The organism is Variovorax sp. 10N412, assembly GCF_056394985.1.
This window is the reverse complement of the sequence record NZ_JBFTIO010000004.1, coordinates 59,336-83,195: the sequence shown is the minus strand read 5'-3', so window position 1 is coordinate 83,195 and position 23,860 is coordinate 59,336. Positions and strand designations below refer to the sequence as shown.

22 protein-coding genes are annotated in these 23,860 nt (G+C 67.6%); 10 read left to right on the top strand and 12 right to left on the bottom strand.

Features of this window, described 5'->3' with window-relative positions:
- Position 1 precedes the first annotated feature (1 nt).
- From AC1DJH_RS12350 to AC1DJH_RS12305, 10 genes are all read right to left on the bottom strand, one after another.
- A complete protein-coding gene (locus tag AC1DJH_RS12350; RefSeq protein ID WP_478185883.1) occupies positions 2-1,525 on the bottom strand; it encodes an efflux transporter outer membrane subunit in 1,524 nt (507 codons plus the stop codon).
- A 471-nt stretch (positions 1,526-1,996) separates the two neighbouring features.
- Positions 1,997-3,007: an aldo/keto reductase gene (locus tag AC1DJH_RS12345; protein ID WP_478185882.1), complete on the bottom strand. Its 1,011-nt coding sequence runs from the start codon at positions 3,005-3,007 to the stop codon at positions 1,997-1,999.
- Positions 3,008-3,089: 82 nt separating this feature from the next.
- Positions 3,090-4,637 carry an alkaline phosphatase D family protein gene (locus tag AC1DJH_RS12340; RefSeq protein ID WP_478185881.1) on the bottom strand — a complete coding sequence of 516 codons (1,548 nt, stop codon included), beginning with the start codon at positions 4,635-4,637 and terminating at the stop codon, positions 3,090-3,092.
- Between the two features lie 127 nt (positions 4,638-4,764).
- A complete protein-coding gene (locus AC1DJH_RS12335) occupies positions 4,765-6,015 on the bottom strand; it encodes an MFS transporter (protein WP_478185880.1) in 1,251 nt (416 codons plus the stop codon).
- 132 nt (positions 6,016-6,147) lie between these two features.
- Positions 6,148-6,840 carry an urea ABC transporter ATP-binding subunit UrtE gene (urtE, locus tag AC1DJH_RS12330; RefSeq protein WP_435484611.1) on the bottom strand — a complete coding sequence of 231 codons (693 nt, stop codon included), beginning with the start codon at positions 6,838-6,840 and terminating at the stop codon, positions 6,148-6,150.
- Between the two features lie 12 nt (positions 6,841-6,852).
- Positions 6,853-7,731 carry an urea ABC transporter ATP-binding protein UrtD gene (gene urtD, locus AC1DJH_RS12325; protein WP_435484612.1) on the bottom strand — a complete coding sequence of 293 codons (879 nt, stop codon included), beginning with the start codon at positions 7,729-7,731 and terminating at the stop codon, positions 6,853-6,855.
- Positions 7,728-8,954: an urea ABC transporter permease subunit UrtC gene (gene urtC / locus AC1DJH_RS12320; RefSeq protein ID WP_478185879.1), complete on the bottom strand. Its 1,227-nt coding sequence runs from the start codon at positions 8,952-8,954 to the stop codon at positions 7,728-7,730. The genes urtD and urtC overlap by 4 nt, the downstream gene beginning before the upstream one ends.
- On the bottom strand, positions 8,951-10,498 hold the full coding sequence (urtB, locus tag AC1DJH_RS12315) for an urea ABC transporter permease subunit UrtB (RefSeq protein ID WP_478186098.1): 1,548 nt from the start codon (positions 10,496-10,498) through the stop codon (positions 8,951-8,953). Before urtB ends, urtC begins: the two co-directional genes overlap by 4 nt.
- 187 nt (positions 10,499-10,685) lie before the next feature.
- Positions 10,686-11,954, bottom strand: a complete 1,269-nt coding sequence (gene urtA, locus AC1DJH_RS12310) for an urea ABC transporter substrate-binding protein (RefSeq protein WP_435444568.1) — start codon at positions 11,952-11,954, stop codon at positions 10,686-10,688.
- A 143-nt stretch (positions 11,955-12,097) separates the two neighbouring features.
- Entirely contained in the window at positions 12,098-12,421 is a 324-nt protein-coding gene (locus tag AC1DJH_RS12305) for a nucleotide pyrophosphohydrolase (protein ID WP_478185878.1), read from the bottom strand.
- Positions 12,422-12,523: 102 nt separating this feature from the next.
- Between AC1DJH_RS12305 and AC1DJH_RS12300 the strand changes: the two genes are divergently transcribed.
- A complete protein-coding gene (locus tag AC1DJH_RS12300) occupies positions 12,524-13,102 on the top strand; it encodes a nucleotidyltransferase domain-containing protein (RefSeq protein ID WP_478185877.1) in 579 nt (192 codons plus the stop codon).
- A gap of 159 nt (positions 13,103-13,261) precedes the next feature.
- Positions 13,262-13,513 (top strand): hypothetical protein, encoded by a 252-nt coding sequence (locus AC1DJH_RS12295; protein WP_478185876.1) that lies wholly within the window; start codon positions 13,262-13,264, stop codon positions 13,511-13,513.
- Between the two features lie 6 nt (positions 13,514-13,519).
- On the opposite strand, the gene AC1DJH_RS12290 is transcribed toward AC1DJH_RS12295, so the two are convergent.
- Both AC1DJH_RS12290 and ppk2 read right to left on the bottom strand, forming a co-directional pair.
- The gene (locus AC1DJH_RS12290) at positions 13,520-14,563 is read right to left on the bottom strand and encodes an extracellular catalytic domain type 1 short-chain-length polyhydroxyalkanoate depolymerase (protein WP_478185875.1); all 1,044 of its coding nucleotides are present in this window, start codon (positions 14,561-14,563) and stop codon (positions 13,520-13,522) included.
- A 60-nt stretch (positions 14,564-14,623) separates the two neighbouring features.
- Positions 14,624-15,556: a polyphosphate kinase 2 gene (gene ppk2, locus AC1DJH_RS12285; protein WP_472118617.1), complete on the bottom strand. Its 933-nt coding sequence runs from the start codon at positions 15,554-15,556 to the stop codon at positions 14,624-14,626.
- Positions 15,557-15,711: 155 nt separating this feature from the next.
- Between ppk2 and AC1DJH_RS12280 the strand changes: the two genes are divergently transcribed.
- The 8 genes from AC1DJH_RS12280 (at position 15,712) to AC1DJH_RS12245 (ending at position 23,831) form a co-directional block, all read left to right on the top strand.
- Positions 15,712-17,343: an inorganic phosphate transporter gene (locus AC1DJH_RS12280; protein WP_472118614.1), complete on the top strand. Its 1,632-nt coding sequence runs from the start codon at positions 15,712-15,714 to the stop codon at positions 17,341-17,343.
- Between the two features lie 9 nt (positions 17,344-17,352).
- Positions 17,353-18,396 carry a transporter gene (locus tag AC1DJH_RS12275; protein WP_435436234.1) on the top strand — a complete coding sequence of 348 codons (1,044 nt, stop codon included), beginning with the start codon at positions 17,353-17,355 and terminating at the stop codon, positions 18,394-18,396.
- Positions 18,397-18,493: 97 nt separating this feature from the next.
- The gene (locus AC1DJH_RS12270; protein WP_472118608.1) at positions 18,494-19,351 is read left to right on the top strand and encodes a 3',5'-nucleoside bisphosphate phosphatase; all 858 of its coding nucleotides are present in this window, start codon (positions 18,494-18,496) and stop codon (positions 19,349-19,351) included.
- Positions 19,348-20,325, top strand: coding sequence for a DMT family transporter (locus tag AC1DJH_RS12265; protein ID WP_478185874.1), 978 nt, complete (start codon positions 19,348-19,350; stop codon positions 20,323-20,325). The genes AC1DJH_RS12270 and AC1DJH_RS12265 overlap by 4 nt, the downstream gene beginning before the upstream one ends.
- A gap of 130 nt (positions 20,326-20,455) precedes the next feature.
- Complete coding sequence (locus AC1DJH_RS12260; protein WP_435484622.1) at positions 20,456-21,091, top strand: L-threonylcarbamoyladenylate synthase; 636 nt, start codon at positions 20,456-20,458, stop codon at positions 21,089-21,091.
- Positions 21,092-21,132: 41 nt separating this feature from the next.
- Positions 21,133-21,804 carry a site-2 protease family protein gene (locus AC1DJH_RS12255; protein ID WP_472118599.1) on the top strand — a complete coding sequence of 224 codons (672 nt, stop codon included), beginning with the start codon at positions 21,133-21,135 and terminating at the stop codon, positions 21,802-21,804.
- 18 nt (positions 21,805-21,822) lie between these two features.
- Entirely contained in the window at positions 21,823-23,157 is a 1,335-nt protein-coding gene (locus tag AC1DJH_RS12250) for a tryptophan--tRNA ligase (protein WP_472118596.1), read from the top strand.
- A gap of 74 nt (positions 23,158-23,231) precedes the next feature.
- Entirely contained in the window at positions 23,232-23,831 is a 600-nt protein-coding gene (locus AC1DJH_RS12245) for a LuxR C-terminal-related transcriptional regulator (protein WP_472118594.1), read from the top strand.
- Positions 23,832-23,860 lie beyond the last annotated feature (29 nt).

The window sequence follows — 23,860 nt, the reverse complement described above, 5'->3', positions numbered from 1 at the left end:
GTCAGTTCCCGGAAGTCTTGGATGCGGCCGCGGTCGTGGCGGCGGCGGCTGTGTCGGTGGCGTTCCAGCCGCCGCCCGTGGCCGCGATCAGCGACACGCTGGCGGCCAGCTGGCGGCCCAGCACCTGCGCGGCGGTGCGCTGGTTGGTGAGCGAGAGCGTCTGCGCCGTCACCACGCTGAGGTAGGTGGCGGTGCCCGCGCGGTACTGGCTCAGCGCCAGGCGCTCGGCGAGCTGCGCGGCGCGTACCGCGTCGGCCTGCAAGGCGGATTCGCTGTCGAGCACGCGCAGCGTGGCCAGGTTGTCTTCCACCTGCTGAAAGCCGCCGAGCACGGTCTGCTTGTATTGCGCGACCGACGCGTCATAGGCGGCCACGGCCTGATCGCTGTGCGCCTTGCGCAGGCCGCCGTCGAACACCGTCTGCGCCAGCGCCGCGCCCAGCGACCACACGCGGCTGGGCGTGTTGAAGAGCGTGGCCATGCTGGCCGCGCTGAAGCCGCCGCTCGCACTGAGCACGATCTGCGGAAAGTAGGCGGCCTTGGCCACGCCGATGTTGGCGTTGGCGGCCTGCACGCGGCGCTCGGCGCCGGCGATGTCGGGGCGGCGTTCGAGCAGATCCGACGGCAGCCCCGTGGGCGTGACCGGCAACTGCACGCGCAGCGCGGCGGAAGAAGACAGCGACTCGGCCGTCGGCGGCTGCGTCGGCGATTCGAGCCGCGCCAGCGAGAACGACGCGGGCGCCTGCCCGGTGAGCACCGCGATGGCGTGTTCGAGCTGCGCGCGCTGGGCCTCGAGGTCCACGGCCTGGGCCTGCGCGGTCTTCAGCTGGCTTTCCGCGAGCGCCACGTCGGAGCGCAGCACGGTGCCGGCGGCGTACTGGTGCTGCGTGAGCTCGAGCGCCTTGGCATAGGCGGCGGTGGTGCTGGCGTACAGGTCGCGCTGCAGGTCGATCACGCGCACCTGCAGGTAATCTTGCGCGAGCGTGGTCTGGATGCTCAGGCGCGCGCCGGCCAGGTCGTCGGCGCTGGCCTGTTCGCTGGCACTGCCGGCCTCGACCGAGCGGCGCACGGCACCCCAGATGTCGGGCTCCCAGCTTGCGCCCAGGCCCAGGGTGTCGGTGGTGCCGAGCTTGACGGTGCCGGTGCTGTTGGTCTGCGCGCGGCTCGCGCCGGCGTTCAGGCCGACGGTCGGAAAGAAACTGGCGCGCGCCGCGGCGGTGATGGCCTGCGCCTCGCGGTACTGGGCCTCGGCGACGCGGATGTTCTGGTTGGCCGCATTGGCCCGCACGATCAGGTCGCCGAGCGTGCTGTCGCCGTAGGCATCCCACCAGGGGTGGGCGGCGTCGATGGTCTGCGGGGCGGCGGTTTTCCAGGGGCCGCCGGTTTCCTTGTAGGCGACCGGCATGTCCATCTGCGGGCGAACGTAGTCGGGGCCGACGGCGCAGCCTGCGAGGAGCAAGGCGGCCAGCGCGATGGCGGACGGCGCGAAGGCCTTGCGCGATGGGGGAATTGCGGCGGAAGAATCCATGATGAAGGCACTCTAGGTACCTGCATCGAACCGCTCGCTGTCGGTTAACTGACAGTTCTGACAGTTTCCCGGTTTTGGCTGTTGCTCCCTCCCCCCGCTGGGGGAGGGTTGGGGTGGGGGCACGGCGGCGTTCGCAACAACGCAGCGCCTTTTCGAAGGCCGCTTGCCCCCATCCCAGCCTTCCCCCAAAGGGGGAAGGAGCGGGGCCCTCTTGCTCCCTCCCCTTCCGGGGGAGGGCCGGGGTGGGGGCACGGCGGCGTCTGCATAAGCGCAGCATCTACGCGAAGGCCGCTTGCCCCCATCCCAGCCTTCCCCCAAAGGGGGAAGGAGCAAGACGGRTTGCCTCCCTCCCCTTCCGGGGGAGGGTTGGGGTGGGGGCACGGCGGCGTTCGCAACAACGCAGCGCCTTTTCGAAGGCCGCTTGCCCCCATCCCGGCCTTCCCCCAAAGGGGGAAGGAGGAACACCCGAGATCAGCGGGGCGCGTCGCCCTTGCGGTACTCGGCGGTCAGGTCGTCCAGCTTCTGCTTCAACGCCAGGTCCAGTTTGTATTCAGCCGCGGCCAGGGTCGCGTCCAGCTGATCCGGCCGGCTCGCGCCGAGCAGCGGCGCGGTGATCAGCGGATTCGCCATCACCCACGCCACCGCCAGCGTCGCCAACGGCACGCCGGCTTCGTCCGCCAGCTTGTGCAGCTGCGTCACGGTGTTGAAGCTGCGTTCGTTCCAGTACCGGTCCTGGTACATGTTGCCGGCGGTGCCCAGCGTGAAGCGGGTGTTTTCCTCGGGCTTGGCGCCGGCCTTGTACTTGCCGGTGAGCAGCCCGCCGGCCAGCGGGTTGTAGGGAATCACGCCCAGGCCCTCTTCGCCCACCAGCGGCAGCAGCTCGCGCTCGATCTCTCGGAACAGCAGGCTGTAGCGCGGCTGCACCGACACGTAGCGCGTGAGCTTGTGCAGCTCGGCCTTGCCCAGCGCGCGCGCCAGCCGGTACGCCAGGAAGTTCGACACGCCGATGTAGCGCGCACGCCCCGATTTCACGATGATGTCCAGCGCCTCCAGGCTCTCTTCGAGCGGCGTCTCGCGGTCGTCGCTGTGCAGCTGGTACAGGTCGACGTGGTCGGTCTGCAGCCGCTTGAGCGAGGCGTCGATGGCGTCCAGCAAATGCTTGCGCGACGCGCCCTGGTCCCAGCTGTTCGGGCCGACCTTGCCGACCGCCTTGGTGGCGACGACGAAGCGGCGGCGCCCCGCGGGGCCCTGCTTCTGCAGCCAGCGGCCGATGATTTCCTCGGTGCGGCCGGTGGTCTCCACCGTGCCGCCCAGCGGGTACACGTCGGCGGTGTCGAGGAAGTTGATGCCGCCTTCGGCCGCCTTGTCGAGGATCTGGTGCGACACCGTCTCGTCGGTCTGCAGGCCGAAGGTCATGGTGCCGAGGGCCAGGCGCGACACGGTGAGGCCCGTGCGGCCGAGACGGGTGGTGGGAATGCTCATGGTGTTTTCGCTCTGCAAGAGTGAGGGAAAGGGCGGCGGCCATCATAGACACGGCCGCGCGATCCTGCAGGCGGTGCGGGTTTCAGGCGGTCTCGGCATGCACGCCGGGCGCGCCGCGCTCCACGCTGAAGCGGGCCATGGCCTGCACGCCCGAGTCGGCCCGCTTCTCGTCGTCCACCGCGCGGAACTCCACCGCGCAGCCGCGCGCATCGAGCGTCATGAGCGCGTAGCCGCGCTTGTCGGCGCGGCCGTAGCGCAGGTGCGGATTCTTGGCAAGCAAGTTCGCCACGCTCGCGGCGCTCGGGCCTTCGGAGGTGATGGCGCCGCCGACGAACTCGGTCGCGATGGCCGGCTCCTGTGCATCGCGCCGCAGGTCGGCCGCCCAGAAGGCATGCACGTCGCCGCTGACCACCAGCGTGTTGCCGCCGTTCGCCTTGTTGGCTGCGATGCCGTCGAGCAGGCGCGCGCGGGCCGCGGCGTAGCCGTCCCAGCCGTCCATCCAGTAGCCATGTTCCGCCCCGCGCTTGCGGTCGGCCTCGGCCAGCAGCGTGGGCTGCGCGATGACGGTCCAGCGTGCGGGCGGCGCCGCGAGCTCGCGCGCGAGCCAGGCCTCCTGCGCCGCGCCGAACAGGCTGCGCTCGGGCGCGAAGCGCTCGGCGCAGTCGGCCAGCGGCGAGGCGCTGCGGCCCGAAAGGCAGGCATGGTGCGAGCGGTACTGGCGCCCGTCGGTCAGCAGCAGGTCGAGCATGCGGCCGAAGCGGTGGCGCCCGTGGATGGTGGCGTCGGCGCCGCGCGGACGCATGCGCGCGGGCACGGGCATGTGCTCGTACCAGGCCTGGTAGGCCGCGGCGCGAATGGCCAGGAACTGCGCGGCATCGGGGGTGCGCGGCGACACATCGTTGGTGTAGTCGTTGGCCACCTCGTGGTCATCCCAGGTCACGAGCCAGGGGCAGGCGGCGTGCGCGGCCTGCAGGTGCGGGTCGGTCTTGTAGAGCGCGTAGCGCTCGCGAAAACCCGCCAGCTGCGTCGGGATGCCGCCCTGGTGCTGGCGCACGCGGTCCGCGCCGCGCGAACTCTCGTAGATGTAGTCGCCCAGGTGCACGACAAAGTCCAGCGGCTGCGCGGCCATGTCGCGGTAGGCGGCGTAGAAGCCCTGCTCGTAGTGCTGGCAGGAGGCGACGGCGAAGCGCACGGCCTGCGCCGATTCGTCGGCGTCGGCCGGCGCGGTGCGCGTGCGGCCGACCGGGCTGCGCGCACCGGCGGCCGTGAAGCGGTACCAGTACGGCCGGCCCGGCAAGAGGCCCTGCACCTCGACATGCACGGCGTGCGCGAGTTCGGCCGCTGCCGTGGCGGTGCCCTTCGCCACGATGCGCCTGAAGGTCTCGTCGTGCGCGACCTCCCAGCGCACCTCGACAGGCACATCGCCCATGCCGCCGCCCTGCAGCGGATCGGGCGCCAGCCGCGTCCACAGCACGAAGCCGTCGGCACGCGGCGCGCCCGAAGCCACGCCCAGCGTGAACAACTCGCGTGAAGCAGGTTGCGCTTGCAGCCGCAGGAAGGGGTGGCCCAGCGATGCGGCGGCCAGACCGCCGCACAGCAGGCGCCGGCGCGAGAGCGGCCGTGTACTCATTGGCGCGCAGAGGTGGAGAAGATCATCCCCGGCACTGTCGTTCGCTTCGCGCGCTGCTGTCAACCAAGCCTGTCACGGACGGGCGCTGCAATGCAATGCGCTCCCCGAGCGGCGCTTCCACCAAGGCTCAGCAGGCGATGGCCGCCGGCTGCCGCGCATCGGCGCGTGCACTCGTCACCGCCCAGCCGAACACGCCCATGCCCGCCAGCGCCAGCAAGGCGCCGACCCAGCCGGTCGAGGTCCAGCCCAGGCCCGCGGCAATGGCCACGCCACCGAGCCAGGCGCCCAGCGCGTTGGCCATGTTGAAGGCCGAGTGGTTGAGCGCCGCGGCGAGCGTCTGCGCGTCGCCGGCCACGTCCATCAGGCGGATCTGCAGCGCCGGGCCGATGGCCACGGTGGTGCCGATGAGGAACACGTTGAACGCCGCCGTGTAGACGTTGTGCGCCGCGAAGGTGAACAGCGCGAGCACCACCGCCGCGTAAACCAGCAGGCCGCCGATGGTGCGCATGAGCGACTTGTCGGCCAGGCGCGCGCCCACGAGGTTGCCCATGACCATGCCCAGGCCGAACAGCGCCAGCACGAAGGGCACGCCGCCCAGCGGCAGGCCGGCCACTTCGATGAGCGTGGGCTTGATGTAGCTGAACACCGCGAACATGCCGCCGAAGCCGATGGCGCCGATGCCCAGCGTGAACCACACCTGCTTGCGCTTGAGCGCGCCGAGCTCGCGCCAGGGGCTGGCGCCGGCCGGCGGTGCCAGGTCGGGAATGTCGCGGCGCAGCAGCACGATGGCCACCAGCGCGATGACGCCGACGAACACGAAGGCCGCACGCCAGCCGAAGACCTGGCCCAGCCAGGCGGCGATGGGTACGCCGACCAGCGTGGCGCCGGTGAGCCCCAGCATGACGAGCCCCACGGCCCGCGCGCGGCGCCCCGGCGGTGCGAGGGTGGCGGCCACGAGCGCGGCCACGCCGAAGTAGGTGCCGTGCGGCAGGCCGGTGGCAAAGCGCAGCAGGTTCAGCAGCAGGTAGGTGGGGGCCGCGGCGCTGGCGAAGTTGCCCGCGGCGAACACGGCCATGAGCGCGATCAGCAGCGCGCGGCGGCGCCATCCCGCGGCCAGCACCGCGAGCACCGGTGCGCCGATGACCACGCCCAGCGCATAGGCGCTGATGACGTGGCCGGCTTGCGGAATGCTCACGCCGATGTCGTTCGCCACTTCGGGCAGCAGGCCCATGATGACGAACTCGCCGGTGCCGATGGCGAAACCGCCGACGCCGAGCGCGAGCACCGCGCGCAGGAAGTTGACGGGCGCGCCAGCGGAAGAGGAAGAAACGGAAATGTCGGTGTCCGCGCTGTCCAGCGCGGGTGGGGAGGCGTTCAAGGCCAGGCTCCTGGGAAGGTGCCCGGCGGCCGCGGGCAGAAGCCGGATTTTAGGGTAAACCCTGAATTTCTGCCGATACGGAGTTGCCAAGGGCCCTGTACGGACTTGGCGACGGAAGCCCGGCCAGGAAGCTCAGATGGCCACCAGCTGGCGAACGCCCTGCGCTTCCATGTCCTTGCCGAGGCCGCGCGCAATGACTTCGCCGCGCTCCATCACGAGGTAGTCGTCGGCCAGTTCCTGGGCAAAGTCGTAGTACTGCTCGCACAGCACGATGGCCATGTCGCCGCGGTCGGCCAGCATGCGGATGACGCGCCCGATGTCCTTGATGATGCTGGGCTGAATGCCTTCAGTGGGCTCGTCGAGGATCAGCAGCCGCGGCTTCGGCGCCAGCGCACGCGCGATGGCCAGCTGCTGCTGCTGCCCGCCGGAGAGGTCGCCGCCCCTTCGGTTGATCATCTGCTTGAGCACGGGGAACAGCTCGTACAGCTCCGAAGGGATGGGCGTGCTGCCGCTCTTGTAGGCCAGGCCCATGCGCAGGTTTTCCTCGACGGTGAGCCTGGCGAAGATCTCTCTTCCCTGGGGGACGAAGCCGATGCCTGCTCTTGCCCTGTCGTAGGGCGTGGCTTTCTGGATCGGCTTGCCTTCGAGTTCGATGCTGCCGCTCTTGATGGGCACCAGGCCCATGAGGGACTTCAGCAGCGTGGTCTTGCCTACGCCGTTGCGCCCCAGCAATACGGTGACCTTGCCCAGGGTTGCCTGAAAGCTCACGTCCCTGAGGATGTGGGAGCCGCCGTAGTACTGGTGGATGTTTTTTACTGTCAGCATGGGTTCGGTTCCTCAGCGGCCCAGGTAGACCTCGATCACGCGCTCGTCGGCCTGCACTTCATCGAGCGTGCCCTGAGCCAGCACGGAGCCGTCGCACAGCACGGTGACGATCTCGGAGATGGTGCGGATGAAGCTCATGTCGTGCTCCACCACCATCAGCGAATGCTTGCCCTTGAGCGTGAGGAACAGCTCCGCCGTGCGGGCGGTTTCCTCGTCGGTCATGCCGGCCACGGGCTCGTCGAGCAGCAGCAGCTTCGGGTCCTGCATCAGCAGCATGCCGATCTCCAGCCACTGCTTCTGGCCGTGACTCAGGTTGCCTGCCAGGCGCGACACGCTGTCGGCGAGGTGAATGGTCTCCAGCACCTCGGCGAGGCGGTCGCTCTGCGCCGAGTCGAGCTTGAAGAGCATCGAAGCGCGCACGCCCTTGTTGGTCTTCAAAGCGAGCTCGAGGTTCTCGAACACCGTCAGGTGCTCGAACACCGTCGGCTTCTGGAACTTGCGGCCGATGCCCAGCTGCGCAATGTCGGCCTCGCGGTGGCGCAGCAGGTCGATGGTGCTGCCGAAGAACACGGTGCCCGAGTCGGGCCGCGTCTTGCCGGTGATGATGTCCATCATCGTCGTCTTGCCCGCACCGTTGGGGCCGATGATGCAGCGCAGCTCACCCGGCGCGATGTCCAGCGACAGCTTGTTGATGGCCTTGAAGCCGTCGAAACTCACGCTCACGTCTTCCAGGTACAGGATGCGGCCGTGCGTGACGTCCACTTCGCCCGGCGTGACGTGGCGGCCGAAGTCGGCGCTGCGGCCGCCAGATTCGGTATTGCCGCTGTCGTAAGGCAGGCCGTGGGCACGCGCGGCGCGCTCGGCACCGGCTTCCATCAGATCGGGCGTCATGCGCGTGCTCCCTTCGGTTCGGCGGCCAGCGGCGCGAGCAGCGACTCAGGCTCCATGCCTTGCGCGGCCGCGAGGGCGCGTTGCGCTTCTTCGCGGCCATCGCTCACGGCGGCAGCGGGCGTCTTCTCGCGAGACATCCACTTGCGTACCAACCCCACGATGCCGTTCGGCAGGAACAGCGTGACAGCAATGAACAGCGCACCCAGAAAGTACAGCCAGTACTCCGGGTAGGCCACGGTGAGCCAGCTCTTGGCGCCGTTGACGATGAAGGCGCCGATGATCGGCCCGATCAGCGTGGCGCGCCCGCCCACCGCCGCCCAGATCGCGATCTCGATGGAGTTGGCCGCGCTCATTTCGCCCGGGTTGATGATGCCCACCTGCGGCACGTACAGCGCACCGGCCACGCCGCACATGACGGCGGAGATGACCCAGATCGTGAGCTTGTAGGGCAGCGGGTTGTAGCCCGAGAACATCACGCGCGTTTCCGCGTCGCGAATGGCCTGCAGCACGCGGCCGAACTTGCTGCCGATGAGCCACTTGGCGAACAGGAAGAAGCCCAGCAGCGTGATGCCAGTGAGCGCGAACAGCGTCATGCGCATTTCCTGCGTGGCGATCGGAATGTTCAATATGCGCTTGAAGTCGGTGAAGCCGTTGTTGCCGCCGAAGCCCGTCTCGTTGCGGAAGAACAGCAGCATGGCCGCGAAGGTCATGGCCTGCGTGATGATCGAGAAATACACGCCCTTGATGCGCGAGCGGAAGGCGAAGAAGCCGAACACGAAGGCGATGATGCCGGGCACCGCCACGATCATCACCAGCGTCATGACGAAGCTGCCGCTGAAGGTCCAGTGCCAGGGCAGTTCCTTCCAGTCGAGGAACACCATGAAGTCGGGCAGGTCGCTCTTGTAGTTGCCGTCGCGTCCGATCTGGCGCATGAGATACATGCCCATCATGTAGCCGCCGAGCGCAAAGAACATGCCGTGGCCCAGCGACAGGATGCCGGTGTAGCCCCAGATCAGGTCCATGGCCAGCGCGCAGATGGCGTAGCACATGATCTTTCCGACCAGCGCCACGGCGTAGTCGCTCATGTGCAGCGGGCTGTCGGCGGGTACCCAGATGTTGAGCACCGGCGCCACCGCGCACACCACGATCAGCGCGACGAAGAAGGCCGTCCAGCCCTTGCCGCTCAGCAGCGGTCCCTTGGTGGGTAGTACGACTTTGCTCATGCCTCTGCACTCCGGCCTTTCATCGCGAAGATGCCTTGAGGGCGCTTCTGGATGAAGATGATGATGAAAACGAGCACCGCGATCTTGGCGAGCACCGCGCCCGCCCAGCCTTCGATGAACTTGTTGAGAATGCCCAGCCCCAGCGCCGCATACACGGTGCCCGCGAGCTGGCCCACGCCGCCCATCACGACCACCATGAAGCTGTCGACGATGTAGCTCTGGCCCAGGTCAGGGCCGACGTTGCCGATCTGGCTCAGCGCGCAGCCCGCCAGGCCCGCGATGCCCGAGCCGAGCGCGAAGGCGTAGGTGTCGATGCGGGCGGTGTTCACGCCCATGCAGGAAGCGATGGGACGGTTCTGCGTGACGCCGCGCACGAACAGGCCCAGGCGCGTGCGGCCGATGAGCCAGCCCATGGCGAGCAGCACCAGCACCGCGAAGATGATGATGCCGATGCGGTTCCACGGCAGCGTGACGTTGCTCAGCATGGTGAAGCCGCCGCTCATCCAGCCGGGGTTTTCCACGCCCACGTTCTGCGCACCGAACAGCGTGCGCACCAGCTGCTGCAGCATCAGGCTGATGCCCCAGGTGGCCAGCAGCGTCTCGAGCGGGCGCCCGTACAGGAAGCGGATGACGCCGCGCTCCAGCACCGCGCCCACCAGCGCCGAGGCCATGAACGACACCGGAATGGCAGCCACCAGGTACCAGCCGAAGGCCGACTCCGGCAGGTATTTCTGGAAGATGCCCTGCATCACGTAGGTGGCGTAGGCGCCGATCATCATCAGCTCGCCGTGCGCCATGTTGATGACGCCCATGAGGCCGTAGGTGATGGCAAGGCCCAGGGCGGCCAGGAGCAGCACCGAACCCAGGCTGATGCCGCTGAAGACGGCGTTGATGCGGTCGCCCCAGACCAGCGAGCTGTCGATGCTGGCAATGGAGGCGACGATGGCCGCCTTGACGTCGGCCTCGGTCTCGTCGGCCAGGCGCTGGTTGAGCAGCAGCTTGGTGTCGGGGTTGCGGTTGTTGCCCAGCTCCTTGGCGGCGGCGAGGCGCTTGGCCTTGTCGGCGCTGGTGAGCATGCCGGCGGCGCGCACGAGTTCGAGCTGCGCCCGGATCTTCGGGTTGGTCTCGGCGGCCAGCGCCTTGTCGACCATCGGAATGCGCGACTCGTCGGGGTCCTTGAACAGGGCCTGCGCGGCTTCCGCGCGCACCGCGTCGTCCTTGCTGGTGAGCTTGAGCGCGGCTTGCGCGGCGTCGAGCGCGCCGCGCATGAGGTTGTTGTTGACGACGTCTCCGGCGGTGTCGGGCACCTTCAGTTCGGTGCCGGTGACGGGGTCGTAGCCTTTGTCGTCCTTCATCACGAAGACCTTGTCTTCGGTGTACTTGACCGCGTCGTCGGACATGGCCTGGATGAAGGCGGCAGTCTTGTCGTCGGCCGTGAGCACGGCCTTGTTGAGCGCGGCGATGCGGGCTTCGGACTCGCCGGAGGCGATGGCCCGGGCTTCGTCGGCGGTCAGCGCGTGGGCGGCCGTTGCCATGAGCAGCATGGCGGCGAGTGCGCAGTGAAGGGTTCGTCGAAGCATGGTGAAAGTGGAAGTTGGGTTTTGGCTCCCTCCCCTTCCGGGGGAGGGTCGGGGTGGGGGCACGCGGCGCCCGGACAAGCGCAGTGCTCGAATCGACCACCGCAGCCCCCACCCCTGCCCTCCCCCAGCGGCGGGGAAGGGAGAAACACACTTACATCGACTTGCCAGCCGGGTAATCCGGCTTCTTGTCGTTGCCTTCGATGTACGGGCTCCACGGCTTGGCCTTGACCGGGCCCGGCGTCTTCCACACCACGTTGAACTGCCCGTCGGCCTTGATCTCGCCGATGAACACGCTCTTGTGCAGGTGGTGGTTCTTCTCGTCCATCTTCGACACGATGCCCGAGGGCGCGGTGAAGGTCTGGCCGGCCATGGCGGCGATCACCTTGTCGGTGTCGGTCGACTTGGCCTTCTCCACGGCCTGCTTCCACATGTGGATGCCGATCCAGGTGGCTTCCATCGGGTCGTTGGTGAGCGGCTTGTCCTTGTGGCCGGCGATGTTCTTGGCCTTGGCGTAGTCGCTCCACTGCTTGATGAACGCGGTGTTGGTCGGGTTCTTGATCGACATGAAGTAGTTCCATGCAGCCAGGTGGCCCACCAGCGGCTTGGTGTCCACGCCGCGCAGTTCTTCCTCACCCACCGAGAAGGCAACCACGGGCACGTCCTTGGCCTTCAGGCCGGCGTTGCCGAGTTCCTTGTAGAAGGGCACGTTGGAGTCGCCGTTGATGGTCGACACCACGGCCGTCTTGCCGCCGGCAGAGAACTTCTTGATGTCGGCGACGATGGTCTGGTAGTCGCTGTGGCCGAAGGGGGTGTACTTTTCGTCGATGTCGGTGTCCTTCACGCCCTTGCTCTTCAGGTAGGCGCGCAGGATCTTGTTGGTGGTGCGGGGGTACACGTAGTCGGTGCCCAGCAGCACCCAGCGCTTGGCGCCGCCGCCTTCCTTGCTCATCAGGTAGTCGACGGCCGGAATGGCTTGCTGGTTGGGTGCCGCGCCCGTGTAGAACACGTTCTTGGAGAGCTCTTCACCTTCGTACTGCACGGGGTAGAACAAGAGGCCGTTCATTTCCTCGACCACCGGCAGCACCGACTTGCGCGACACCGAGGTCCAGCAGCCGAAGATCACCGAGACCTTGTCCTGGCCGAGGAGCTGCTTGGTCTTTTCGGCGAACAGGGGCCAGTTGGAGGCGGGGTCGACGATCACGGGCTCGAGCTGCTTGCCCAGCACGCCGCCCTTCTTGTTGATGTCTTCGATGGCCATCAGCACCGTGTCTTTCAGCACGGTTTCCGAGATGGCCATCGTGCCCGACAGCGAGTGCAGCACGCCGACCTTGATGGTGTCGGCGGCAAATGCGGGCGCAGCAGAAATGCTGGCCAGCGCGACGGCGGCGGTGAGCGCCTTGAGTGTGAAACGACGTTGCATGTGGACTCCTGCTCCGGGGTGGGTTGAACCTGTCGCCAGCGCTGTGCTGGCGTGGAGAGGAGTCTGCGGAATGCACCATCAAGGTGAAATACGCCGGGTGGCGTACACGGAGGTACTCAGCCGGTTCGCGCCGTTCAACGAATTCAGGCGGGCGGCGGCGCGGGGTACTTCTGCGCGTTCAGCACCATCTTGCTTCTGGCCGCCTCGATCACGTCGATGCCGAGCTTGTCGGCCAGCTGCAGCAGGTAGAGCAGGACATCGGCGATCTCGGTGCCGATCTCGGCGCGCTTGTCGGCCGGCAGCGAGCGGCTCTGCGCCTCGGTGAGCCACTGGAAGTGTTCGAGCAGCTCGGCGGCTTCCACCGACAGCGCGGAGGCGAGGTTCTTGGGGGAGTGGTACGGCTCCCAGTTGCGCGCCTGGGCGAAGTCGCGCAGGGCTTGGGTGAGCGATTGCAATTCGTTGGTCATGGCTCGTGTGCGCAGGGGTTACAAAAGCCCATTTTGGGCTTTAAACTACCCAAAATGGGTAAATCTCCATCACCGACGCCGGAGACCGGGAAGTCCGCAGGCTTGGCGGACGCTCTGTTCACGACCACGCAGCAACGCGTGCTCGGCTATCTCTTCGGTCAACCGGATCGAAGCTTCTTCTTCACCGAATTGACCAAGCTTACCGGCGCAGGCTCCGGCGCCGTGCAGCGCGAGCTCAAGCAACTGACGGACAGCGGGCTGCTCACGATGTCTCGCGTCGGCAATCAGAAGCACTACCAGGCGAACGCCCAGGCACCGATCTACGAAGAGCTGTGCGGCATCGTGCGCAAGACCTTCGGGCTCGCCGGCCCGCTGTACGAAGCGCTGCAACCATTGGCTGAAAAAATCGAGGCTGCCTTCGTGTTCGGCTCGGTCGCGAAGAAGAGCGACACGGCCGCGAGCGACATCGACCTGCTGCTGATCAGTGAAGAACTTGCGTATTCGGATCTGTTTCTTGCGCTCGACGCAGTGTCGGCGCAACTCGGCCGTACAGTGAACCCGACCCTGTTCACCCAGAAGGAACTCATGCGAAAACACAAGGATGGCGAATCGTTCGTGAGGCGCGTCATGGAACAGCCCAAGCTCTGGGTCATCGGCAACGCGGATGCCCTCCCCGCTTGAAAACCTCTGCGGCCCGACCAAGCCGCTCGCCGCGGAGCCGCCAGACGCCCGCGAATTCGCGGGCCTGATGCGCTCCGGCCTCGCGCGCCTGGCGGATGCCCAGGTGATGCAACTCTCCGTCGAAGGCCGGTTCGATCTGGCTACAACGCAGCACATGCGATGTGCCTCGCGGCGCTGCGCTGGCATGGCTACCGGTCGAGCAACCGCTTCATCGTCTTCCAGGTGCTGCCGCTTACCTTGGCGCTCGGTCCGGAGGTGTGGCGCGTGCTGGCCAAAGGCCACGAGATACGAAACCTCGGCGAATACGAAGGCGATCTGAATGTGGATGAACGCATCGTTCGCGACCTGATCGCCGCGTGCCAGCGCGTGGCCTCGAAGCTGGGCGAGCTCCCGTTGCCGCCCAGCGGCTGACGCCGCTCAGCCCTTCGCCGCAGCCTTGAACTGCGCAGCCGCAAACGCCCACGTCATGCGCGTGGCGTCGGGCCCCGTCGGGTCGCTGAACATCAGCGTGGACGCACCGCCGCTCCACGAGTGGCCCAGCCCCGCGATCTCGCACAGCGTGACCACCGTGCGGCCCTTGCGCTTGAAATCGGTCACGCGCATCGCGCGCCGCTTGCCGCGCTGCATGCCGCGCGGCGGCCCGGGCTTCGCGCCCAGGGCCGTCGCCCACACCACGGCGCTGCTGACGGCATTGCTCGGCGCCACCACGGCGTCGGCATCGCCGTGCAGCACCAGCATCGGCGGCAAGGTGGCGAAGACGGCGGCCGCGCCCATGGCCTTGCCGACCGCGGTGGTGGGCATGGGCGGCACGTTCTGGCCACGCATCGCGCCCAGCGCCGTGGCCGACGACTTCGCAGCCCCGGGCGCCACGCCAGAGTGCATGACAACCGCGCGAAAGCGGTTCGCATAGCGCGTGGCAATCAGCGCCGCCATGCTGGCGCCGGCCGAGAGCCCGACCACCGCCACGCGGTCGCGGTCCACCGGGTAGAGCACGCAGGCCTGGTCGACCGCGGCCATCAGCGTCGCGGCCTCGGCGTCCGCCTTGCCCGAGCGGCGCTCGTACCAGTTCCAGCAGCCTTGCGGATGGGCCAGACGGTCCTGTTCGGGGTAGAGCACCAGGAAGCGCTGGCGCACGGCCAGCGCGTTCATGCGCGTGCTGGCCGCGAAGTCGCGCCCGGTCTGGCCGCAACCGTGCAACATGACCACGAGCGGCAGCTTCTCGCCGGGCGCGAGCTGCAGGTCGGCCGGGCGAAACAGGTGATAGCCCCGCGCCCCGCCCGCCCCCATCGCCATGCCGCTGAGCCAGTCGCCCTTGCCGGGCGGCGGCTTGAGCCGCTGGGCGGCGGCGCGTTGAACCTTGCCCGCAATGCGCTTGCTGCTGGTCAATGTGGCCTTGGTCAGCGCACGCAGGTTGCGCTGGTAAGCGCGGGCGAAGACGGAAGCGGTGGAACGACGGGCCATGGCGCAGTGTGAACGCAAAGCGCCGACCGGCCTAACGGCGACCGCCCGCCGGGGTGCGCCTCAGTAGATTTCCGGAACGATCATGTTGGCCGGCACGGGCTGGCGCAGGTAATCGGCATGGCGCACACGCTCGGGCAACTCGACCGTCGGGTGCGGCACTTCGTTGTAGGGCAGCTGGCCCAGCAGGTGGCTGATGCAGTTCAGGCGTGCCTTCTTCTTGTCGACGGCCTGCACCACCCACCACGGCGCCTCGGGGATGTGGGTGCGCTCCAGCATGATTTCCTTCGCCTTGGTGTATTCCTCCCAGCGGCGGCGGCTTTCCAGGTCCATGGGGCTGAGCTTCCACTGCTTGAGCGGGTCGTGGATGCGGCCGAGAAAGCGCATGTGCTGCTCGTCGTCGGTGATGGAGAACCAGTACTTGATGAGCTTGATGCCCGAGCGCACGAGCATCTTCTCGAACTCGGGCACGGTGCGAAAGAACTCCTCGTACTCGTCGTCGCTGCAAAAGCCCATCACGCGCTCGACGCCGGCGCGGTTGTACCAGCTGCGGTCGAACAGCACCATTTCGCCCGCCGCCGGCAGGTGCGCGGCGTAGCGCTGGAAGTACCACTGCGTGCGTTCGCGGTCGTTGGGCGCCGGCAACGCGGCCACGCGGGCCACGCGCGGATTCAGGCGCTGCGTGATGCGCTTGATGACGCCGCCCTTGCCCGCCGCGTCGCGGCCTTCGAAAAGAATGACCACCTTCTGCTTGCTGTGCTGCACCCAGTCCTGCAGCTTGACCAGCTCGCCCTGCAGGCGGAACAGTTCCTTGAAGTAGGCCTGGCGGGCGGCCTTTTCGGCACTGCTGCTGGCAATGCTGGCGGCGGGGTCGAGCCCGTCGATGTTGCGGTCCTCGATTTCCAGCTCGAGTTCTTCGTCGTAGCTGTCGATCAGGTCGCGGGCAATGCGTTGCATCAGGTCTTCGTGGTCCGGGAGGGCGCTGTTCAGCATCATGGAAAGCTCGAATGGGAAGGCGAAGGAAAAAGCATGCTGCGCTGCACATATGACCGCTGCGTGACGGACGAACGCTCTTTTACAGGTCCCGACACAAAGTTGTCATATGGCCGGAACACCATCCGCGGCATACCAACAGCCTAAAAAATGCCGCCATGAACACCCTCGCCGCCCCCCACGCCGAGATGCCGCCGGCGCCCGCCGCGCACCGGCCCAAGCTCGACGCCAAGCCCGGCCCGGTCACGCTGATCACCTTCGTGGGGCTGCTGGCCGCGGGCCTGCTCTTCACGGCCTGGAGCCTGGTGGGCGACGTCACCGCCTCGGGCGCGCCGGTCACCACGTGGGTGCCTTACATCCTGCTGGGCGTGGCGCTGCTGATTGCGCTGGGCTTCGAGTTCGTCAACGGCTTCCATGACACGGCCAACGCCGTGGCCACCGTCATCTACACCCACTCGCTGCCGCCCAACTTCGCGGTGGTGTGGTCGGGCTTCTTCAACTTCCTGGGCGTGCTGGTGTCCAGCGGCGCGGTGGCCTTCGGCATCATCGCGCTGCTGCCGGTGGAGCTGATTCTCCAGGTGGGCTCGGGCGCCGGCTTTGCGATGGTGTTCGCGCTGCTGATCGCCGCCATCATCTGGAACCTCGGCACGTGGTGGCTGGGGCTGCCGGCCTCGTCCTCGCACACGCTGATCGGTTCGATCATCGGCGTGGGCGTGGCCAATGCGCTGATGCACGGGCGCGACGGCACCAGCGGCGTCGACTGGGCACAGGCCACCAAGGTGGGCTACTCGCTGCTGCTGTCGCCGCTGGTGGGCTTCGGCTGCGCCGCGTTGCTGCTGCTGGCGCTGCGCGCCTTCGTGAAGAACCGCGCGCTGTACGAGGAACCCAAGGGCAGCGCGCCGCCGCCGTGGTGGATCCGCGGCCTGCTGATCCTGACCTGCACGGGCGTGTCGTTCGCGCACGGCTCCAACGACGGGCAAAAGGGCATGGGGCTGATCATGCTGATCCTGGTGGGGACGGTGCCGATGGCCTATGCGCTGAACCGCGCGATGCCCGCCGACGAGACCATCAAGTTCGTGGCCGTGGCCGAGATGGCGCAGAACACGCTGAGCCGCAGCGTACCGACCTCGCTGCCGGCGCTGCAGCCCGCCGCGGCGCGCGACACGCTTTCCACCTATGTGCGCACCCGCGAGTTCACGCCGGCCGTGGTGCCCGCGCTGGCCGCCACCGCCGGCAGCATCGGCGAGCAGGTGCGCAGGCACGGCTCGCTGGCCGCGGTGCCGGCCGAGGCCGTGGCCAACGTGCGCAACGACATGTACCTGGCCTCGGAAGCCATTCGCCACCTCGACAAGAGCGGCGCCGCGAAGTTCGACGCCGAGACGAAGATGCGCGTGAACGCGTTCCGCGAGGAGCTGGACAGCGCCACGCGCTTCATTCCGCTGTGGGTCAAGGTGGCCGTGGCCATTGCGCTGGGCCTGGGCACGATGATCGGCTGGAAGCGCATCGTGGTCACCGTGGGCGAGAAGATCGGCAAGACGCACCTGAGCTACGCCCAGGGCGCCTCGGCCGAACTGGTGGCCATGGTCACCATCGGCGCGGCCGACATGTACGGGCTGCCGGTGTCGACCACGCACGTGCTGTCGTCCGGCGTGGCCGGCACCATGACGGCCAGCGGTTCGGGCCTGCAGATGTCCACGCTGCGCAACCTTGCGCTGGCCTGGGTGCTGACGCTGCCGGTGGCGATGCTGCTGTCGGGGTCGCTGTACTGGCTGTTCACCCGCTTTTTCTGACCACGCACTTTGTCGGCATTCCATGACCTCGCCGCCCAGTCCTATGGCGGCGACGAAGCCGGGCTGATTTCCGGCTACCTGTTCGACGCCTCGGCGCCGGAGCCTGCGCGTGCCATTGACTCTTCGCAGGCTGCGGCGTGGCTGGCTCAGGAGCGCGAACGGGAGTGCACCGCGGACGATCCGGCCTACGTCTGGCTGCACTTCAACCTCAGCCATGCGCATGCGGAGCGCTGGCTGCTGCGGCACGCGAACCTGTCGGACACCTTCTACGAGACGCTGCACGAGGGCCTGCCCTCCACGCGCATCGAGCGCGCGGACGACTCGCTGATCGCCGTCATCAACGACGTGCACTTCGAATTCAGCTTCGAGCCCTCGGACATCTCGACGCTGTGGATCAGCGTGGGCCCCCGCCTGGTGGTCACGGCGCGCACCAAGCCGCTGCGCTCGGTGGATGCGCTGCGCACCGCGGTGAAGGCGGGCGACGCGCCGCGCTCGAGCACGGAGCTGCTCGAACATCTGCTGCGCGCACAGGCCGACGTGCTGGTGAAGATCGTGCGCGGCGTCACCTCGCGCATCGACCGCATCGAAGACGAGCTGCTCGCCGGCCGGCTGGACCACAAGCGCGCGCGCCTGGGCGTGCTGCGGCGCCTGCTGGTGCGGCTGCAGCGCCTGCTGGCACCCGAGCCGGCCGCCCTCTTCCGCCTGCTGCAGGGCCCGCCGGCCTGGATGTCCGAGGCCGACGCGCAGGAACTGCGCGGCTCGACCGAAGAGTTCTCGGTGGTGCTGCGCGACATGCAGGCGCTGCAGGAGCGCATCAAGCTGCTGCAGGAAGAAATTGCCGCCAACGTGAACGAGGACAACAACCGCAGCCTGTTCGTGCTGACGGTGGTCACGGTGCTGGCGCTGCCGATCAACATCCTGGCCGGCCTGTTCGGCATGAACGTGGGCGGCATTCCGCTGGCCGATCACAAGCACGGCTTCTGGATCGTGGTCGCCATCGTGGCCACCTTCACCGCGGTGGCGGCATGGGCGGCTTTTCGCAAGAAGCGCTGAGCCGCATGCAGCGGTGCGGTAATGCTATTTATTTAGTAGCACATGGCGCAGCATCCATGCGCCCGCACCGATGTTCCAGACCCCATAGAATGCAGGGGTGTCCTCCATACTCAACGCCGATCTTCACTGCCACTCCGTGGTCTCCGACGGCACGTTGACGCCCGAGGAGCTGGCCGCGCGCGCAGCCGCCAACGGGGTCGAGCTCTGGGCCCTCACCGACCACGACGAGGTGGGCGGCCAGCACCGCGCCGCTGCGGCGGCCCGCGCGAACGGCATGCGCTACCTCACGGGCACCGAGATCTCGGTGACCTTCGCGAACGAAACGGTGCACATCGTCGGCCTGGGCTTCGACCCCGACGACGCTGCCATGTCGCAGGGCCTGTACGACACGCGCGGCGGCCGCGGCAAGCGCGCGCAGGAAATGTCCGAGGGGCTGGCCAAGGTCGGCATCCAGGGCGCCTACGAAGGCGCGCTGCGGTTCGTGGGCAACCCCGAGCTCATCTCGCGCACGCACTTCGCGCGCTTTCTGGTCGAACAAGGCCACTGCCGCGACACCCCCGAGGTGTTTCGCAAATACCTCACCGAAGGCAAGCCCGGCTACGTGCCGCACCGCTGGGCCTCGCTGAAGGACGCAGTGCACTGGATCACCGCCGCCAAGGGCATGGCCGTCATTGCGCACCCGGGCCGCTACAAGTTCACGGCCAACGAGGAATACGCGCTGTTCCTCGAATTCCAGGCGCACGGCGGCAAGGCGATCGAGGTAGTCACCGGCAGCCACACGCCGGCTGAATTTGTCGAGTACGCCGACAAGGCGCTCGAGTTCGGTTTCGCCGCCTCGCGCGGCAGCGATTTCCACAGCCCCGACGAAAGCCACTGCGACCTGGGCAAGCTGCCGCCGCTGCCCGGTGCACTCACTCCTGTGTGGGAACTGCTCGGCGACCGCATCCAGCAGTGAGCCAGAGCGCGCGGCCCGGCAGCGACAGTGCGGCAACCGTTGCGCTGGCCAATGCACGCGCCGCCGAGCAGGAAAGCCGCAGCCGGGAGTCCGAACGCATCCTCGCGGGCATCGGCCTGGTGATCCTGGCGGTGGCCTGCTTCGCCACGCTCGACACCGCCACCAAGTTTTCCACCCTCGGCGTGCCGATCCTCATGGGTGTGTGGTTCCGCTACGCCTTCCAGGCCGTGGCGACCACGCTGGTGCTGCTGCCGCTGCACGGCACCGCGCTGCTGCGCACGCGCCATCCGCGCTACCAGGTGCTGCGCGGGGCGCTGCTGCTGGCGTCGAGCGTGTTCGCCTTCTTCAGCCTGCGCTACATGCCGCTGGCCGAGTTCACGTCGATCGTGCTGATCGCGCCGCTGGTGATCACGCTGCTGGCGGCCACCACGCTCAAGGAACACGTGTCGCCGCTGCGCTGGACGCTGGTGGCCGGCGGCTTCGCGGGCACGCTCGTGATTCTTCGTCCGGGCGGCAGCGCCTTCAGCTGGGCCGTCTTGCTGCCGCTGGGGCTGGTGCTGACCAACGCCTGGTTCCAGGTGCTCACCAGCAAGCTCGCGCAGACCGAGAACCCGCTGACCATGCACTTCTACACCGGCTGGGTCGGCACGCTGATCGCCTCGGTGGCGGTGCCCTTCGCGTGGACGGCGCTGCCCTCGTGGGAATGGTGGGCGCTGCTGTGTCTCATGGGTTTCATGGGCACGGTGGGACACTTCATGCTGATCCTGGCCTACCAGCGCGCGCCGGCGTCCACGCTCACCCCTTATCTTTATGCGCAGATCGCGTTCGCGATGCTGGGCGGCTGGCTCATCTTCTCGCATGTGCCCGACCGCTTCTCGCTCATCGGCATGGCGATGATCGCGGTCTGCGGCGCCGCCGGCGCCTGGCTCACGGTGCGCGAGCGCCGCGTGCCCATAGAACCTGCGGAGTCATGAGCCCCCACGCTCGGCACTTCGTGTCCTCGCTGCCCCCCAAGGGGGCCGCTCGCGCCTTGGGGCGGCCCGGCGGCGCTCGGTTCCCGGTTGTATCGAGGTCAAGTATGTTCAACCATTCCTCCAGGTAATCATGGCCCAGTACTTCGAAGTCCACCCCGAAAACCCCCAGCAGCGCCTGCTCAAGCAGGCCGTGGCGCTGCTCGCGCGCGGCGAGATCGTGGCCGTGCCCACCGACTCCAGCTACGCGCTGGCCTGCCACCTCGACGACAAGGACGCGGTCGACAAGCTGCGCCGCATCCGCCAGGTCGACGACAAGCACCACCTCACGCTGCTGTGCCGCGACCTGAGCGAACTGGCCAACTACGCGCGCGTCGACAACAAGCAGTACCGCCTGCTGAAGGCCGCCACGCCCGGGCCCTACACCTTCCTGCTCGAAGCCACCAAGGAAGTGCCGCGCCGCGTGAGCCATCCGCAGCGCAAGACCATCGGCCTGCGCGTGCCCGACCACACGGTGCTGCTGGAGCTGCTGGCGCTGCACGGCGCGCCGCTGCTGGCCACCACGCTGATCGCGCCCGGCGAGACCGAGGCAATGAACGACGCCGCCGAGATTCGCGAGCGCTTCGAAAAGCAGGTCGGCGGCGTCATCGATGCCGGCGCCTGCCCGTCGCAGCCCACGACCGTGGTCGACCTCACGCCCATGGGCACGGGCGACGAGCCGGTCGTGGTGCGCCAGGGGCGCGGTGCATTGGCCGTGCTCGGCCTCTGAAATCGGGGCTGAGAAGCACTCCCGTCTGACACAATCGCCCCGTGGATATTTCCAATCTGATACAGACCGTACTGATCTACGCACTGCCGGTGATCTTCGCGATCACCGTGCACGAGGCGGCTCACGGCTATGTGGCGCGCCATTTCGGCGACAACACGGCCGAGGTCATGGGACGCGTCACCCTCAACCCGCTCAAGCACATCGACCCCATCGGCACCATCCTGATGCCGCTGATGCTGTACTTCGCAACCTCGGGTGCCTTCCTTTTCGGCTATGCCAAGCCGGTGCCCGTCAACTTCGGGCGGCTGCGCCATCCGAAGCGCGACATGATCTGGGTGGCGCTGGCCGGGCCGGTGTCCAATTTCATCCAGGCCATCCTGTGGGCAGTGGCGCTGATCGCCATGGTGGCGGCCGGCGTCGATGAAACCTTTTTCATCAAGATGGCGCAGGGCGGCATTCTGGTCAACCTGGTGATGTGGGCCTTCAACCTGTTCCCGCTGCCTCCGCTCGACGGCGGCCGCGTGCTGGCGGGCCTGCTGCCCAACGGCCCGGCGCAGCAGTTCCTGGCACGCATCGAGCCCTACGGCTTCTTCATCGTGATGGGCCTCGTCATCGCCGGCGTGGTCAGCAACTACTGGCTGCGCCCGCTGATGGACGTGGGCTACTACGTCATCAACATGCTCATCACCCCGCTCAAGGCATTGCTGCTCTAGGTTCTTCTTTTTCGCTCCATGGCTACGTCTTCCCAAGCTCCCCTGCGCGTCCTGACCGGCATCACCCCGTCGGGCACGCCGCACCTCGGCAACTACGTCGGCTCGATCCGCCACTCGGTGCGGCAAAGCGTCGCGCCCGGCGTGCAGAGCTTCTTCTTCCTGGCCGACTACCACGCGCTCATCAAGGTGCAGGAGCCGGCGCTGATCCAGCGTTCCACCCTCGAAATCGCGGCCAGCTGGCTGGCCTGCGGCCTCGACCCAGAGCGCGTGACCTTCTACCGCCAGTCGGACGTTCCCGAGATTCCCGAGCTGACCTGGTTCCTCACCTGCGTCACCGGCAAGGGCGTGCTCAACCGCGCGCATGCCTACAAGGCGCAGCTCGACAAGAACGTGGCCAAGGGCGAGGACCCCGACGCCGACGTGTCGGCCGGCCTGTTCATGTACCCGGTGCTGATGGGCGCCGACATCCTGATGTTCAACGCCCACAAGGTGCCGGTGGGACGCGACCAGGTGCAGCACATCGAGATGGCGCGCGACATGGCGCAGCGCTTCAACCACCAGTACGGCGAGCACTTCACGCTGCCCGATGCCGAGATCGACGACGCCGTCGCCACCCTGCCCGGCCTGGACGGCCGCAAGATGAGCAAGAGCTACGGCAACACGATCCCGCTGTTCGCACCGCGCGCGCAGTTGCAAAAGCAGATCGCCAGCATCGTGACCGACTCGCGCGCGCCCGGCGAGCCCAAGGACACCGAGGGCTCGGCCCTGTTCCAGATCTACCAGGCCTTTGCCAGCGCCGAGGAAACCGAGGCGTTGCGCAAGGCCTACGCCGAGGGCATCGGCTGGGGCGACGCCAAGCACACGCTGTTCGAGCGCATCGACCGCGAAGTGGCGCCGCTGCGCGCGCGCTACGACGCGCTGATGAACGACCCGGCCGAGATCGAGCGCATCCTGCTCATCGGTGCCGAGAAGGCCCGCGCGCTGTCGAAGCCGTTCATGACGAGCCTGCGCCATGCCGTGGGCCTGCGCAACCTCGCGGCGGGCAAGGACAAGGCCGGCGCCAAGGCGGCCAAGGTTGCAAAGCCCAGCTTCAAGCAGTACCGCGAGAAGGCCGACGGCCTCTTCTATTTCAAGCTGCTGGACGCGCGCGGCGAGACCCTGCTGCAAAGCCGTGGGTTCGCGTCGCCGCAGGAAGCGGGCCGTACCATCGCGCTCTTGCAGGCGCAGCGCGGCGAGGCATTGACCGCGCTGGCCGACCAGCTGGAACCCATCGACACGACCGAAGGAACACGCGCCATCACCGAGGCGCTGGAGGCACTGGTGGAGGCAACGCCCACCCACCAAGGGAGTTGACCCGGCCAAGCCCATCGGCTTGCCTGCCGGTGAGCAGAAAAAGAGAAGACGGTGCGATCACAAAGGAAGAAAACATGAGCATTTATGTCATCGACGACCACCCCCTGATGCGCGACGCGATCGTGATGGTCCTGCGGCGCCTGCGTCCGGCCGAGAACATCGTCGAGCTCGAGCGCCTCGACAAGCTCGCGGGCTCGGTGCAGCAGCGTGGCGCGCCCACGCTCTTCTGCCTGGACCTGAAGCTGCCGGACACCAACGGCGTGTCGGGCGTGATTGCGGTCAAGCAGGTCTATCCGAACGTGCCGATCGCCGTGTACTCGGCCGCACCGGCTGCCGACATGGAAGACGCCTGCATCGAGGCCGGCGCGGACACCTACATCGAGAAGTCGGCCAGCTCCAACGAGCTGGCGGCCGCCCTTCGCGGCCTGCTGATGGCAGGTTCGGAAGAAGAGGAAACCGACATACCGGCCGCCAACAGCGGCAAGCTGTCGAAGCGCCAGACGCAGCTGATCGCCATGCTCGACAAGGGCATGAGCAACCGCGACATCGCCACCGACCTGGAGATCAGCGAACACACTGTGAAGGTGCACCTGTGGCGCCTGTTCCGCCGCCTGGGCGTGAAGAGCCGCACGCAGGCCTTGCATTACGCGCGCACGAACGGGCTGCTTTCCTGACCTTCAGGCTTCGCGCGCTGCGTCGCATC

What these genes read in the sequence shown, in the direction of transcription:
- AC1DJH_RS12350 (WP_478185883.1), bottom strand. Translation starts at nt 1,525, where the DNA reads ATGGATTCTTCCGCCGCAATTCCCCCATCGCGCAAGGCCTTCGCGCCG.
- AC1DJH_RS12345 (WP_478185882.1), bottom strand. Translation starts at nt 3,007, where the DNA reads ATGAGCATTCCCACCACCCGTCTCGGCCGCACGGGCCTCACCGTGTCG.
- AC1DJH_RS12340 (WP_478185881.1), bottom strand. Translation starts at nt 4,637, where the DNA reads ATGAGTACACGGCCGCTCTCGCGCCGGCGCCTGCTGTGCGGCGGTCTG.
- urtE (WP_435484611.1), bottom strand. Translation starts at nt 6,840, where the DNA reads ATGCTGACAGTAAAAAACATCCACCAGTACTACGGCGGCTCCCACATC.
- urtD (WP_435484612.1), bottom strand. Translation starts at nt 7,731, where the DNA reads ATGACGCCCGATCTGATGGAAGCCGGTGCCGAGCGCGCCGCGCGTGCC.
- urtC (WP_478185879.1), bottom strand. Translation starts at nt 8,954, where the DNA reads ATGAGCAAAGTCGTACTACCCACCAAGGGACCGCTGCTGAGCGGCAAG.
- urtB (WP_478186098.1), bottom strand. Translation starts at nt 10,498, where the DNA reads ATGCTGCTCATGGCAACGGCCGCCCACGCGCTGACCGCCGACGAAGCC.
- urtA (WP_435444568.1), bottom strand. Translation starts at nt 11,954, where the DNA reads ATGCAACGTCGTTTCACACTCAAGGCGCTCACCGCCGCCGTCGCGCTG.
- AC1DJH_RS12305 (WP_478185878.1), bottom strand. Translation starts at nt 12,421, where the DNA reads ATGACCAACGAATTGCAATCGCTCACCCAAGCCCTGCGCGACTTCGCC.
- AC1DJH_RS12295 (WP_478185876.1), top strand. Translation starts at nt 13,262, where the DNA reads ATGTGCCTCGCGGCGCTGCGCTGGCATGGCTACCGGTCGAGCAACCGC.
- AC1DJH_RS12290 (WP_478185875.1), bottom strand. Translation starts at nt 14,563, where the DNA reads ATGGCCCGTCGTTCCACCGCTTCCGTCTTCGCCCGCGCTTACCAGCGC.
- ppk2 (WP_472118617.1), bottom strand. Translation starts at nt 15,556, where the DNA reads ATGATGCTGAACAGCGCCCTCCCGGACCACGAAGACCTGATGCAACGC.
- AC1DJH_RS12280 (WP_472118614.1), top strand. Translation starts at nt 15,712, where the DNA reads ATGAACACCCTCGCCGCCCCCCACGCCGAGATGCCGCCGGCGCCCGCC.
- AC1DJH_RS12260 (WP_435484622.1), top strand. Translation starts at nt 20,456, where the DNA reads ATGGCCCAGTACTTCGAAGTCCACCCCGAAAACCCCCAGCAGCGCCTG.
- AC1DJH_RS12250 (WP_472118596.1), top strand. Translation starts at nt 21,823, where the DNA reads ATGGCTACGTCTTCCCAAGCTCCCCTGCGCGTCCTGACCGGCATCACC.
- AC1DJH_RS12245 (WP_472118594.1), top strand. Translation starts at nt 23,232, where the DNA reads ATGAGCATTTATGTCATCGACGACCACCCCCTGATGCGCGACGCGATC.